The 14,393-nt window shown below is 42.5% G+C and carries 12 protein-coding genes; all 12 read left to right on the top strand.

What is annotated here, in order from left to right; genetic code table 11:
- Nucleotide 1 precedes the first annotated feature (1 nt).
- The 12 genes from AABJ44_RS09830 (at nt 2) to AABJ44_RS09775 (ending at nt 14,377) form a co-directional block, all read left to right on the top strand.
- Nucleotides 2-1,189, top strand: a complete 1,188-nt coding sequence (locus AABJ44_RS09830; RefSeq protein ID WP_338368794.1) for an FtsW/RodA/SpoVE family cell cycle protein — start codon at nt 2-4, stop codon at nt 1,187-1,189.
- Between the two features lie 15 nt (nt 1,190-1,204).
- Nucleotides 1,205-2,050: a cell division protein FtsQ/DivIB gene (locus tag AABJ44_RS09825; RefSeq protein ID WP_338368793.1), complete on the top strand. Its 846-nt coding sequence runs from the start codon at nt 1,205-1,207 to the stop codon at nt 2,048-2,050.
- 19 nt (nt 2,051-2,069) lie between these two features.
- Nucleotides 2,070-3,341 (top strand): cell division protein FtsA, encoded by a 1,272-nt coding sequence (gene ftsA / locus AABJ44_RS09820; protein ID WP_074640018.1) that lies wholly within the window; start codon nt 2,070-2,072, stop codon nt 3,339-3,341.
- 62 nt (nt 3,342-3,403) lie between these two features.
- On the top strand, nt 3,404-4,756 hold the full coding sequence (gene ftsZ, locus AABJ44_RS09815; RefSeq protein WP_074640020.1) for a cell division protein FtsZ: 1,353 nt from the start codon (nt 3,404-3,406) through the stop codon (nt 4,754-4,756).
- A gap of 8 nt (nt 4,757-4,764) precedes the next feature.
- Nucleotides 4,765-5,643: a tyrosine recombinase gene (locus tag AABJ44_RS09810; protein ID WP_338368792.1), complete on the top strand. Its 879-nt coding sequence runs from the start codon at nt 4,765-4,767 to the stop codon at nt 5,641-5,643.
- A 22-nt stretch (nt 5,644-5,665) separates the two neighbouring features.
- Nucleotides 5,666-6,385 carry a tetratricopeptide repeat protein gene (locus AABJ44_RS09805; protein WP_338368791.1) on the top strand — a complete coding sequence of 240 codons (720 nt, stop codon included), beginning with the start codon at nt 5,666-5,668 and terminating at the stop codon, nt 6,383-6,385.
- Nucleotides 6,366-7,430, top strand: coding sequence for a DNA-processing protein DprA (locus tag AABJ44_RS09800; RefSeq protein WP_338368790.1), 1,065 nt, complete (start codon nt 6,366-6,368; stop codon nt 7,428-7,430). The genes AABJ44_RS09805 and AABJ44_RS09800 overlap by 20 nt, the downstream gene beginning before the upstream one ends.
- Before the next feature lie 32 nt (nt 7,431-7,462).
- Complete coding sequence (topA, locus tag AABJ44_RS09795) at nt 7,463-9,589, top strand: type I DNA topoisomerase (protein ID WP_338368788.1); 2,127 nt, start codon at nt 7,463-7,465, stop codon at nt 9,587-9,589.
- Between the two features lie 55 nt (nt 9,590-9,644).
- Entirely contained in the window at nt 9,645-11,144 is a 1,500-nt protein-coding gene (gene glpK / locus AABJ44_RS09790; protein WP_338368786.1) for a glycerol kinase GlpK, read from the top strand.
- Nucleotides 11,145-11,226: 82 nt separating this feature from the next.
- Nucleotides 11,227-12,696, top strand: a complete 1,470-nt coding sequence (locus tag AABJ44_RS09785; RefSeq protein ID WP_338368785.1) for an NAD(P)/FAD-dependent oxidoreductase — start codon at nt 11,227-11,229, stop codon at nt 12,694-12,696.
- 11 nt (nt 12,697-12,707) lie between these two features.
- Complete coding sequence (locus AABJ44_RS09780) at nt 12,708-13,985, top strand: NAD(P)/FAD-dependent oxidoreductase (RefSeq protein ID WP_338368783.1); 1,278 nt, start codon at nt 12,708-12,710, stop codon at nt 13,983-13,985.
- Nucleotides 13,985-14,377 (top strand): DUF1667 domain-containing protein, encoded by a 393-nt coding sequence (locus tag AABJ44_RS09775; RefSeq protein WP_338368781.1) that lies wholly within the window; start codon nt 13,985-13,987, stop codon nt 14,375-14,377. The genes AABJ44_RS09780 and AABJ44_RS09775 overlap by 1 nt, the downstream gene beginning before the upstream one ends.
- The last annotated feature ends 16 nt before the right edge of the window (nt 14,378-14,393 follow it).

Genomic DNA, 14,393 nt, shown 5'->3' with positions numbered 1-14,393 from the left:
AATGAATCAGTTTACTTTCTATGCGAATAAACCTTCGCAGAATTATAATAAAGTTGATATCTGGCTTCTTGGTTCAATACTTCTTTTGTGGGGACTTGGAATCTTTACTCTGTATGTATGTTCACAGAATTTTGCTATCAGAGCTTTTGGAAATCCTTTGTATTTTGTAAAGCGTCAGCTTTTGTGCTCAGCAGTTGGTTTTGTACTTTTTGCAGGCTTTATGATTACTGACATGAGATATATCAGAAAGTTTGTAAGTGTAATTGTAATTGTTTCTCTGGTTTTGTGTTTCCTTACATTTGTTCCAGGTATTTCAATTATTAAAAATGGTGCACGCCGCTGGATTAGACTTCCTGGTAATTTTACATTCCAGCCTTCTGAACTTGTAAAATTTGCAATTGTTCTTTTCCTTGCCAATTATTTTGATAAGCAGGATAAGCTTTTGAATCCGGAAGAAAAAACTGTATTCCCTTGTGTGATTGCCCTTATAGTCTTTGCTGGAATCGTATTTGCCCAGAAGGATTTTTCTACTGGTGTATTCATTACTCTGATTGGAATTCTTTTGTTCTTTGTTTCTGGTGCTAAGCTTGTATGGATATTTCCGTTTGCATTGATTGCAATACCGGCTGCTTTTCTTATGATTACCCTTAATCCATATAGACTTCAGCGTCTTATCGGCTGGATCAGTCCTGATGAATTCAGTTCAAGCATTAACTATCAGAGCCTTAATGCAAAGCGTGCAATCAGTGCTGGTGGAGTATGGGGCAGTGGAATTGGTGTAGGTCTTTCTAAAATTAACAGCATTCCTGAGGTTCAGGCAGATTACATTTTTGCAGGCTGGGCTGAATCAATGGGATATATCGGTGTAGTAATTTATTTTGTACTGCTCGGATTCTTTGCTTACAGAGGTTATAAAGCAGCTCTTTCTAACCCTGATAAATTTAGTGCACTTTCAACTTTTGGTTGTGTTTCTGTAATTGTTTTGCAGTCTCTTGTAAATACCATGGTTGTTAGTGGTGTACTTCCTTCAACAGGAATTAACCTTCCGTTTTTCTCTCTTGGAGGAACTTCAATTATTATAACACTCGCAATGTGCGGCTTTATTGTAAACGCTTCACGCTGCGAAAAAATAGATGAAAAAATGACAGAAAGTGACGAAATTAATATAGAGTCACTTTCTTACTTATAATAAAAGGTGGATAAAATGAGTGATGTGAGTTTGTTAGTTGCTGAAGACTATCTTGAGAATGATTATTTCCTTTCTGAAGAGTATGAAGGGGCAGACAGCAAGGCTGAAAAGAAAATTAAATTTATTAAGGTAATTTTCTGTGTACTTTGTTTTGCGCTTTTCTGTGAGCTTGTTATTTATAAGTATATTATGCCTAGTTTCTCTAGTCCTAAGGTAACTGTTACCGGGCAGAAGGATTATTCTGCAGAAGAAATTGCAAGAATGCTGCTTCCTATGAACAGTACAAGCTGGTTTGATTTTGATGTAGAACAGGCTGTAGCATTGTTGTCTTCTGAAGCTGGAATCGGTCATGTTTCAGTAGAAAAGAAATTCCCGGATAAAATTTATGTAAATATTGAAGAGCGTGAACCGGTTGCTGTTACTTTTGTGATGGAAAACGGCCGTACATCACCAGTTCAGATTGATAAAAACGGAGTTCTTTTCCCTGGAAAAAGAGGCGCTTCTGAAAAACGAGAAGAAGTTCTTCCTATTATTTCAGGACTTCCTGTTGAATATATGTCAAAGGGAATGAGAATTCCTGCAAAATACAGACCTCTCATCGATCAGATTTCTAAAATCAGCGAAATGCCTCAGCATTATTTTGCAAGTGTAGCAGAAATTTGTGTGCTTCCAAAGGATTCTGGAAACTACGAACTTGCTCTGATTCCTGCACAGTCAAAAGTTAAAGTTCTTACCGATCGTGCATTGAATGAAGACGCATTAAAGTATATGATGGTAGTACTTGATGTAGTGAATCAGATTGGAACCGATGTTGCAGCAGTAGATTTGCGTTATGGTTCTGTTTCATACATCACAAGATAATTCAGAGGTTATTTAGAAAATGGCAGATGGAAAAGTAGTCGGACTTGATATTGGAACAAGTATGATTCGCGTGGCTATAGGAGAGATAGATCCTGACACAGGAAATATCCGCATAGCCGGAACCGCATCCAGAAAATCAGCAGGACTTCGCAACGGTGTAATTGTAAATATTGAAGATGCAAAAAATGCCATTAAAGAGACAATAGATGCCGCAGAACAGAATGCGGGTACAACAGTAGAATCTGTAATTACAGCAATCGGCGGTTCTCAGATTGAAAGTCAGAATTCACGTGGAACAGTTCCGGTTTCAAGTGCAAATAAATCAACAAAAGAAATTTCCCGCGCAGATGTAGAGCGTGTAATTGAATGCGCTACTGCAATTAAAGTACCAGATGACCGTGAAAAGTTACATGTAATTCCACAGAATTATATTGTAGATGGAATTGGCGGCATTCAGGATCCTATCCACCGTATGGGAACCCGTCTTGAGGCTGAAGTTCATATTGTCACAGCGGCAAAAACAATCATTCAGAATATTCGTTCCTGCATTTCCCGATCAGATTATATTCTTGATGGGGTAATGCTTAAAACTCTTGCACAGACTCAGTCTGTTTGTCATCAGGATGAAATGGAACTTGGTTCCATTTTGATTGATATGGGTGCGGGAACTACAGATGTTCTCTTGCTTTTGAAGGGAGCTCCTATCGGAACTTTCTCAATTCCAGTTGGTGGAAATCTTGTAACAAATGATATTTCTGTTGTCGGCGGTATTTCAACTGCCGCTGCAGAAAAAATTAAAATTGAAAACGGCTGCTGCTGGGTAGATTCAATTACAAAAGATACAGATCTTGATGTAATTCTTCCTGGTGTTGGAGGTCGTGCTCCTGAAATCATGAAAAAGAGCCAGCTTGCTCAGATTATTCAGGCTCGTGTAGAACAGATTTTTACTCTTGTAAAAGTAGCTCTTAAAAAGAATGTCGGAGATTCTATTAAAGAACTCTCTGGAAATATTATTCTCACCGGTGGCGGCGCAATGATGGAAGGTGTAATTGATCTTGCGCAGAAAGTGTTCCATACAACTTCTGTTCGTCTTGGAGTGCCTGAAAGTCTTGGTGGAATTGAAGAAGACTATAAGAGACCTGATTTTGCAACAGTAATTGGTCTGGTCCTTGCAAATAAATCTCTTGCAAGTGGTAAGGACAGAAGCCGCAGAACAAAAGGTCGTCCTGTGCATAAGGAAAAGCAGAAGGGTGAGAGTGTTCTGAAGAAGATATTTAAATCATTATTCTGATATTGTATAATTAAATCACTTAAAAAGTGTACGCTTGGGGAAGCGTTTGAGTGGGAGGAAATATGGGAAATCTTGGCATTTCAATCGTAGACGATGAAACAGGTTATGAGGCAGAAGCTTCTGGCTGCAGCCCTACCGTAATTAAGGTAGTTGGTTGTGGTGGCGGCGGTTCAAACGCTGTAAACAGAATGATTTTCCGCGAGCTTAGCAACGTAGATTTTATCGTTCTTAATACTGACTTACAGGCTCTCGGCCGTTCACGTGCTGCTACAAAGCTTGCAATCGGACAGAAAGTAACAAAAGGTCTCGGAGCTGGTGGTAAACCTGAAGTAGGTGAACAGGCAGCTGAAGAAGACAAAGAGCTTATTACAAATGAGCTCCGTGGTGCAGATATGGTATTCATCACAGCCGGAATGGGTGGTGGAACAGGAACTGGTTCTGCTCCAGTTGTTGCACGTATTGCAAAAGAACTTGGATGTCTTACTGTAGCCGTTGTTACAACTCCTTTTGAATTCGAAGGAAATGTTCGTATGCGACAGGCTCAGGAAGGTCTTAAGAAACTTCACGAACAGGTTGACTCTCTCATTGTTATCCCAAACGAACAGCTTTTCAAAAATATTGATAAAAACCTTACTGTAAAAGAATCCTTCAGAAAGGCAGATGAAGTACTCTGTCAGGGTGTTGAAGGTATTTCAAATATCATTACAAACCCTGGTGATGTAAATACTGACTTTGCAGATGTTCGCAATGCAATGGCTGGACAGGGTAATGCAATCTTTGGAATTGGTATTGGTGAAGGTGAAAACCGTGCTACAGACGCTGCTTACAATGCAATTCATAATCCAATGCTTGAGAATTCTAAGATTGACGGAGCAAAGAATCTCCTTGTTAATATCTGTGCATCAGAAGAAATTACACTTGCTGAGGTTGGAGAAATCTGTAAGATTGTTTCAGCTTCTGCAGATAAAGATTATAACATGTTCTGGGGACAGGTTACTCAGCCAGAACTTGAGGGTAAAATCAGCGTAACTGTAATTGCTACAGGTTTTGAAGATACAGGAAGAATTGCTGTTGAAAAACAGGAAGCTGTACCAGAGGTAAAATCTGAACCAAAACCAGTTAGAGAAGATACTTTCAGCCTTAATGATATGAACAGTATTCTTCATAAGACAGGTTCATCTACTGGTTCTGCTCTTGGTGGAGAATTTGTTGCATCTCACAGCATTCCAAAAACTCCAGATGCAGAAAAGAAAGGTTCACTTGTAGAAGGAATCTTCAGCGAAGAAAATACATCTTCTTCAGGATCTGGTTCATTTGCACCTCCAGCAGGATTCATTCCAGATGAAAATGATCTTGTAAAACCTGCAATCTGGAATAAAAGCGAATACAGCAGAACAATCCGTCTGGATGACTAACTTGTTCAATGACTAAGGATATTTTTTTGAATCAGTTTTATACGGATCTTCTCCTTGTAAAACGTGATTCAAAACAGACTGCAATAACATATAAGATTTCTGCAGAAGAATTTCTGGACTGGCTTGCTACCGAAAGAATTAAACTGAAAGATGTGTCCGTCCAGAACTTATTGTATTATCTTATAAAAAGGCAGACTGACGGTTGTTCTGAACTTACAATAGCTAAGGATATTTCAGGAATAAGGGCATTGGGCGACTATCTTGTCCGCAAAGGTATGTGGGAAGAAAATGTTGCTCTTGCACTGGATAAGCCAAAGGCTGCAAAGCATCTTCCCAAGGTGCTTTCAGTTGAACAGATTGATTCTCTCTTAGGCTGCATTGATACTTCCACTCCAAGCGGTAAGAGAGATGACGCTCTTTTTGAGCTTATTTATTCCTGTGGACTTCGTATTAGTGAAGCCTGTACACTGCTGCTGGCAAATGTTCATCTTGATGAAAAACTGATTCTTGTGCGGGGTAAAGGCGATAAAGAGAGAATTGTTCCTTTTGGAGACCGGGCTCTTGAAAAAATTCTTGTGTATCTTAATGAAGTTCGGCCCGAACTTGTAAAGGGACGTAATGTGCCTGAGCTTTTTGTAAATTACAGAGGCCAGCCCATTTCACGGAAGGGAGTATGGAAGCGTTTTCAGGAGCTGGAAGCGCTCAGCGGAGTAGAAGCAAAGGTTCATACCCTCCGGCATTCGTTTGCAACTCATCTTTTGAGTGGTGGGGCTGATTTACGTTCCTTACAGGAACTTTTGGGCCATAGTGATTTAAGTACGACGACTATTTACACGCATGTTACAGACCGTCAGCTGGAAGATGCGCATGAGAAATATTTTCAGTAATTAAGGAAAGGAGATTTCTGATATGAAAAAAGGTATTCTTTTAGTTTTATTAGGTGCTGTTGTCTTTTCTTCTTGTAAGGTATCAAATAAACAGATTATCCGTCAGCAGCATCTGGAGGAAGGTGTTGAAAGCCCGACAACTGTTGAAGAACTAAAAGATGCTATTGAAAAATATCAGAAAAGAGTAGCAGATATTCAGCTGGCACAGAGTCAGATTGGAATCTGGTATAAAATCCTTGGAACCCGTTATCTTGATCAGAAAATGTACGGAGAGGCTTTAAAATGCTTCCAGGAGGCCCTTCAGTACTATCCAAATAATCAGAATTTGTATTATTATGTAGGTGTGTGTGCAGGCTATATGTCGCATGCAGCAATGGACTTTGGTGGCAGTGGAAGCACCGAGGTAAAATACAATTACCTTAAACTTGCAGAAGAAGCTTACCTTAGAGCCATTGATATTGAAGACAGATATGTGCGCGCTTTATACGGACTTGGCGTGCTGTATGTGTTTGAGCTTGATGAACCGGCAAAGGCAATTCCACATCTTGAAAAGGCTCTTTCAATAGACACCAAAAATATTGACGCCATGTTTGTACTTGCAAGGGCATATTATTCAAATTATGATTTTGAAAAATCTGCTGCAATGTACGATAAAATCATAAACACCACAAAATCCGCCGAGAAAAAAGCAACCGCAGAGGAGAACAAAAAAACAGTTTTAGATGCAGCATATTCTAACTGATTTCGATGATTCGCTTATTCTGGCGCTTTCTGTAGCGAGAATTTCCTTTTTAGACTTTAATCAGAAAAAAAAATTACTAAAAAAACTTGACAGTCCTCATTCGCTTGCATTACAGTTTATAGAAGAAATATTAAAACTTGCAGAGTGCGGAGAGAAGCCTCGGGCTGTGTGGAATGGCCCTGAAAACCTGCGGTTGGCACAGGCAGAAGCCTGGCAATGCAAGCGTCTTGGGATAAAAATTCTTTTTCATGATGATGAGGGATACCCGGAACCTTTACGGCAGATAGCAGATCCGCCGTTTGCTTTGTTTGTACGCGGTGATGTGTCACTTTTGAACGGTAGATGTGTTTCTGTTGTTGGAACAAGGCGGCTTAGTCAGGTTGGCCGTGAAGCGGCTAGATGTTTTGCTCATGATGCGGCTATAGATGGCTGTAATGTTGTCAGTGGCCTTGCTTCGGGTGCAGATTCGTATGCGCACCTTGGTGCGATTGATGCCTTTTATGAAAGGGCTGAAAAAAACGGTAATTACGATGGTGCCGTTCTAGGTCACACGATTGCGGTTTTACCGAGTGCAATTGATGATATAGTGCCGCATACTAATAAGAGGCTGGGAGCCGCGGTGCTTCAGAGCGGGGGCTGTATTTTGAGCGAGTACGGGCCGGGCTCGGGGACCGGGAAATGGCAGTTTATTGCACGGAACCGGATTGTTGCAGGGCTCTCTGAAGCTACGGTGGTTATTGAAGCACCGGCTGGCAGCGGAGCGCTTATAACTGCTGATCTGGCACTGGAAGACGGCCGCGACGTGATGTTTCATGAAGCAGCGTTTGGTGAAGCGGCTTCAAGGATTTCTGCGGTTGTACGCGAAGATCTGGAAAAGAGCTTTGCTGCAGGCCGTGTAAGCAGGTATAAAAGGGAAAATACACCGGAAAAGTTCCTTTCAGCTGGAGCCCCGGTGATAAAAGATTATAAAGACTACTGTGTCGCTCTGGCAGAACCGCCTGGTGAACGCAGTGCACCTCCCGTTCAGGGAGAACTATTTACATAAGACTTAAAGGATTTTGTTACAAGGATTTTGTTATGGCTAAAAAGACTAAAACTCCACAGACTCTCGTAATCGTAGAGTCTCCTACAAAAGCACACACTATTGAAAAGTATCTTGGGCCTGGCTATGTGGTTAGAGCTTCTGTAGGTCATCTTATTGATCTTCCTAAGTCTCGAATGGCTATTGATATAGAAAACGGATTCCAGCCTGAATATATTACAGTGCGCGGAAAAGCAAAGCTCTTAAAAGAACTCCAGAAGGAAGCAAAAAAATCAGAAGCTGTCCTTCTCGCATCCGATAACGACCGCGAAGGAGAGGCTATTGCCTGGCATTTGAACCGTGCTCTGCGTGATAAAACTGATGCAAAAATCAGCCGTATCGTATTCAATGAAATTACACCAACTGCAATTACAGAAGCTGTAAAGCATCCTGGTGAAATTGTAGAAGCCAAGGTAAATGCTCAGAAGGCTCGCCGCGTTCTTGACCGTCTTGTAGGTTATAACTTAAGTCCGCTTTTGTGGGTAAAGGTAAAGAATGGTCTTTCTGCAGGCCGTGTTCAGTCTGTAGCGCTCCGTCTTATCTGTGAGCGTGAAAAAGAAGTAGAAGACTTTTTGCCGGAAGAATACTGGTCACTTGATGCAGACTTTACAAAGGGAAAATCTTCTTTTACAGCTCAGCTTGTAAAATATAACGGAGAAGCTCCTGAACTTAAGAGTGAGGCTGCTGTAAACGAAATCATTGAGAAAATCAAAAACTCTCCTTGTACAGTTTCATCAATCAAAAAGACAGAAAAAACTGTTCGTCCTAAGCCTCCGTTCACAACTTCAAAACTTCAGCAGGCTGCGGCTAACCGTCTTGGTTTTACTTCACGTAAGACTATGCAGATTGCTCAGCAGCTTTACGAAGGTATTCAGATTGGCGAAAATCATGTCGGTCTTATTACTTACATGCGTACGGACTCTGTTCGTATTTCTGAAACAGCTCTTGCAGATGTTCGTGACTGGCTTTCGAAAAATCATCCGGCAGAACTTCCTGCTGAACCAATTCACTATGCTGTTGGAAAATCAGCTCAGGATGCCCATGAAGGTATTCGTCCTACATACACAACTTACACACCAGAGAGCGTAAAGGAATATCTTTCACACGATCAGTTCCGCTTGTACTCAATTATCTGGGAGCGCTTTGTTTCTTCTCAGATGAACAACGCAAAGATGGTAACTACTTCTGTTGAAATTGAAGCCGGTGACGCTTTGTTCCGCGTTGCTGCAAGTAAGATTGCAGAAAAAGGTTTCTATCAGGTAATTAAGCTGCTTTCTTCAAAAGAAGAAAAATCTTCTTCACTTCCTGCAATGAAGGAAGGTGAGACTCTGAACGTAGAAAACTTCCATCCGGAGCAGCACTTTACTCAGGGACCTGCACGCTATACTGATGCTTCGATTGTACGAATGCTCGAGGAAAAGGGTATCGGTCGTCCTTCAACTTATGCAACAATTATTTCTGTATTGCTTGACCGCTACTACGTAACCCGCAGTAACAAGCAGCTTGTTCCAACTCAGCTTGGTAAAATGATTAACAAGATTCTCGTTGAATCTTTCCCAGCTGTAATTAACGAAGAGTTCACTGCTAAAGTAGAAAACGAGCTTGACCAGGTAGAAGAAGACGAGCTTGTTTGGAACGATATTATCGCTGATTTCTATGGTCCGTTTAAACAGACTGTTGATAATGTAATGGAGCACCAGGAAAGTATTAAGGGCTTCCTTGATGAAGAAACTGACAAGGTTTGCGAACTCTGTGGTAAGCCTATGGTTAAGAAGCTTGGCCGCTTTGGATTCTTCCTTGCATGTTCCGGATTCCCAGAGTGTCATAACACAAAATCAATTCCACTTGCTAAGTGTCCATGTAAAGACTGTGGTGGTGAAATTGTTGAGCGTAAGACTAAGGGCCGAGGAAAGGCTTTCTACGGCTGTACAAATTATCCAACCTGTACATTTATCAGTCACTTTAAGCCAATCGATCAGTACTGTCCTAAGTGCGGCTGGTTCCTTGTTGAAAAGTTCGACAAGAAGAATGGTGCTTACAAGTCTTGTATTAATCCAGACTGTGATTACCTCCACACAAGCGGCGAAGAAGAAGCTGTAATGCCGGTAGAAGGCGAAGAGTAAAAATACTTTTCAATAAAATTTGCTTTATACTGATAGCAATGCTATCATATGAAGCATGGAAAATAAGAAAAAATATGTAATTTCTCTTGATGAAGGCACGACATCCTGCCGTGCTGTTGTTTACGATAAGAACGGTTCGCCTCTTGGTTCTAAGCAGCGCGAATTTAATCAGATATATCCGCACCCGGGCTGGGTTGAGCATGATGCCGAAGAAATCTTTAAGTGTCAGCTTAAGGTTCTTCAGAGTCTTTTAATTGAAAAAGAAATCAGACATGACGAAATTGCCGCTATTGGAATTACCAACCAACGTGAGACGGTTGTAATCTGGGATAAGAAAACCGGAAAACCTGTTTACAACGCTGTGGTCTGGCAGTGTCGTCGTACGGCCGATTACTGCGAAAAACTGATTGCAGACGGCTGGTCGGATAAAATCCGTGAGAAGACCGGACTTCTCATTGACGCATATTTTTCCGGTACAAAAATCAAATGGATATTGGACAATGTTCCAGGCGTTCGAGAACGCGCTGAGAAGGGCGAACTTCTTGCGGGAACTATTGATACCTGGCTTATCTGGAAATTGAGCGGTGGCCGCGCGCATGTGACTGACTATACTAACGCCTGTCGTACGATGCTTTTCAATATCTATAAGCTTGAGTGGGATAAGGAGCTTCTGGACCTGCTTGGAATTCCTGCAGGACTTCTTCCTGAGGTTCGTGATTCTTCATGTGTATATTGTAATACAGATCCTGAAGTTTGCGGTTTTGAAGTTCCTCTGGCTTCGGCTGTTGGTGATCAGCAGGCAGCTCTTTTTGGTCAGGGCTGTTTTAAGAAGGGTGATGCTAAGAATACTTACGGTACAGGTTGCTTTATGCTTATGAATACCGGTGACAAGCCTGTTCACTCTAAGGAGCTTTTGACTACGATTGCGCTTGGTATGAACGGCAAGATTGAATATGCGCTTGAGGGAAGTGTATTCATTGGCGGTGCTGTTATTAAGTGGCTTCGCGATGAACTTGAACTGATTTCCAGTGCGCCAGAAATTGACCGCCTGGCAGAGTCGGTTCCGGATTCAAACGGCTGTTATCTTGTACCTGCCTTTGTAGGTCTTGGTACTCCTTACTGGGATATGTATGCGCGTGGAACTATTGTTGGTCTTACCCGCGGTGTAAAGAAGGCTCATATCTGCCGTGCTGCCCTTGAAGGAATTGCTTACGAAGTGCGCGACGTACTGGATACTATGGTTGCCGATTCAGGTACTCCTATAAATACACTGAACGTAGACGGTGGTGCGTGTGTCAGCAACGTAATGATGCAGTTCCAGGCTGATATTCTGAATGCTAAGGTTTGTCGTCCTGCTAATGTTGAAACTACTGCGCTTGGTGCTGCGTATCTTGCCGGTCTTGCAACAGGATTCTGGGAGAGCCGCGACGAGATTCTTGCTCATCACAAAATTGACCGCGTGTTCGAGCCTGTGATGGATGACGGCCAGCGACAGAAATTGTATGCAGGCTGGAAAAAGGCCGTGGAACGTGCTGAGCACTGGGAGGATGTGTAAGGCCGCTGGCGGCCGTTGTTAAATAGCAGAGCGTTAAAAAAAATGCGAAAGCATTTTTTAGCTCTACCATATTGAGGTGTTTATGATTTATGATATAGCAATTATTGGTGCAGGCGTTGTAGGAGCTTGCATTGCGAGGGAGCTCGCGAAGTACCGGCTGAACGTGTGCATGATTGAGAAATCAGATGATGTTGCCTGCGGAACTTCTAAAGCGAACTCGGGAATTATTCATGCGGGCTTTGATGCTAAAACCGGCACTCTGATGGCTAAGCTTAATGTAGAAGGAACTGCAATGTATCCCGAGCTGGCTCAGTCTCTTCATTTTGATTATAAGAATAACGGTTCGCTTGTTATCGGCTTTTGTGATGAAGATATGGACCACATCAAAAAGCTGTATGAACGTGGTGTGGCAAATGGTGTTCCGGGCCTTCGCATTATTGATGGTGAGGAGCTTCATAAGCTTGAGCCAAATGTAAGTGAAGAAGCCTGTGGCGCTCTGCTTGCAGAGTCTGCAGGAATTGTAAGTCCTTATATGGCAACCTGGGCTTTTGCAGAAAATGCTGTTATGAATGGAGTAAAGCTTTTCCTTGAAACTGAGGTTCATGGAATTGAAAAAGCTTCTGAATCGGACGGCACAGGGCTGTTTGTTATCAGAACAGGAAAGTGCGACATCTCTGCAAAATGCGTAGTAAATGCTGCCGGCTTGTATGCAGATGTTGTTTCTGAAATGGCAGGGGCCCGCAAGTTTAAAATTGTGCCTCGCCGTGGTGAATACTATCTGCTTGATAACAAATGTGCATATCTTGCAAGTCATACTTTGTTCCAGACTCCTGACAAGATGGGTAAGGGTGTTCTGGTTACTCCAACTGTAGACGGAAATATTTTATCTGGGCCGACTGCTGCCGATGGAAACGATAAAACTGCAACTGAGACAACTGCAGCCGGTCAGGATGAAGTTTTCAGAAAATCTGGAAAAACTATTCCGGATATTCCCCGCAGAAATATCATAAACTCTTTTGCTGGTGTTCGTGCCCTTGCTTACAATGAGGATGGTACTCCGGTAAATGATTTTATTATTGAAGAGGATAGTGGGGTACATGGCTTTATAAACGTTGCGGGAATCTGTTCGCCGGGACTTTCTGCGGCTCCTGCAATCGGTTGCTATGTGCGAGAACTTGTTGAAAAATCACTTGGTGTAAAGCTTGAAGCTAACCGTGACTTTGTTGCTGTGCGAAAAGGAATTGAATCCTTTAAGGATGCTGATGATGAGCGCCGTGCTCAGCTGATTGAAAATAATCCGCTTTATGGAAGAATTATCTGCCGCTGCGAAATGATTACTGAAGGCGAGATTGTTGCGGCAATTAAGTCTCCTGTCGGTGCTGTGGATCTTGATGGTGTTAAGCGCCGAACCCGTGCCGGAATGGGACGCTGCCAGAGCGGTTTCTGTTCTCCACGTGTAACTGAGATTTTGAGCCGCGAGCTTGGAATTCCGATGACGGACGTTCGCAAAAACGGCGGCTGCTCATATATTCTTACAGGAAAAACAAGGTAGGGGGCGCTGTTATGGAATACGATATAGTTGTAATTGGCGGCGGTCCTGCCGGAATGGCGGCGGCAATTGCTGCAAAGAAAGCTGGTACAGACAGCATTTTGATTTTAGAGCGCGATACAAGAATCGGAGGAATTCTGCTTCAGTGTATTCATAACGGATTTGGTCTTCATTATTTTGGTGAAGAGCTTACCGGTCCGGAATATGCTGCACGCTTTTCTGATGAAGTTGAAAAGCTTGGTATTGAATATAAAACTGATACTATGGTACTCGAGGTTGCGCAGAATGAAGGTTATCGCCTTGTTACTGCAATCAACACTGTAGATGGTCTTATGCACATTAAGGCAAAGGCTGTCGTTCTTGCGACCGGTTGTCGTGAAAGAACCCGCGGTGCGCTGATTATTCCGGGTACAAGACCTGCCGGTATCTTTACTGCAGGTGCGGCTCAGCGCTTTGTAAATATTGACGGATATATGCCTGGACGTAAGGTTGTAATTCTTGGTTCCGGAGATATCGGTTTGATTATGGCACGCCGTCTTACTCTGGAAGGTGCTGAAGTAAAACTGGTCTGTGAGGTAATGCCTTTCAGTTCCGGTTTGCGTCGTAACATTGTTCAGTGTGTTGAGAACTTTAATATTCCGCTGAAGTTCAGTCATACGATTGTTCAGATTCACGGAAAGGAACGTGTTGAAGGAGTTACTGTAGCGGCAGTTGATTCTAACCGTAAGCCTGTTCCTGGAACTGAAGAGTTTATTGAGTGCGATACAGTTTTGCTTTCTGTAGGCCTTATTCCTGAAAACGAAATCGCTTCAGGTTGTGGAATTGCAATTGACTCTGCAACCAGCGGTCCTGTTGTAAACGAGCATATGCAGACTTCTTCAGAAGGTATTTTTGCCTGCGGAAACACAGTTCATGTTCATGACCTCGTAGACTTTGTAACTGCTGAAAGCTTAAGGGCAGGCGAAAATGCAGCAAAGTTTGTTCAGGGAAAAATTGTTCAGGATGGAAAGAAAATCACCCTGCGCCCTGGAAACCGTGTGCGCTACACCGTGCCTCAGTATATTGAATCAGCTGTACAGGACGGAAATGTTTCAATTATGTTCCGTGCAACAGATGTTTATAAAGATGTTTATATCGAAGTTTCAAGTAATAATAAGATATTGAAATCTGTGAGAAAGAAGGTTGTGCGCCCTGGAGAAATGCAGGTAACAGAACTTACTCCGGCCCAGCTTGCAGAAGCCGGCGATGACATTACAGTTTCAGTTCAACTTTCAGGGGAGGTAGCAGAATAATGGAAAATACAATCGAAAAAATCCCGCTTACATGTATCATCTGTCCGATGGGCTGTTCAATGGAAGTTGAAGTTGAAACCGATGCCGACGGCAACAAAAAAGTTCTCAGCGTAAAAGACAATGGCTGTAAACGCGGCGAGCAGTATGCTGCCAAAGAACTCCAGAACCCAACACGTACACTAACTTCAACAATCAAAGTGAACGGTGGAGTTTTGCCGGTAGTCCCTGTAAAAACTGCAGGTGAAGTTCCAAAGAATATGCTTCTCCAGTGCATGGAAGTAGTGCGCCGTGCCAGCTGTAAAGCTCCGGTAAAACGCGGTGACATTCTGCTGTACGATCTGCTGGGTACTGGAATCAACGTAATTGCATGTTCAGATGTAGCGAAAGCGTAAATTCATACCGATAATC

Source organism: Treponema bryantii (genome assembly GCF_036492245.1).
GTDB classification, from domain to species: domain Bacteria; phylum Spirochaetota; class Spirochaetia; order Treponematales; family Treponemataceae; genus Treponema_D; species Treponema_D bryantii_C.
This window is presented reverse-complemented; position numbering and strand designations above follow the sequence as displayed.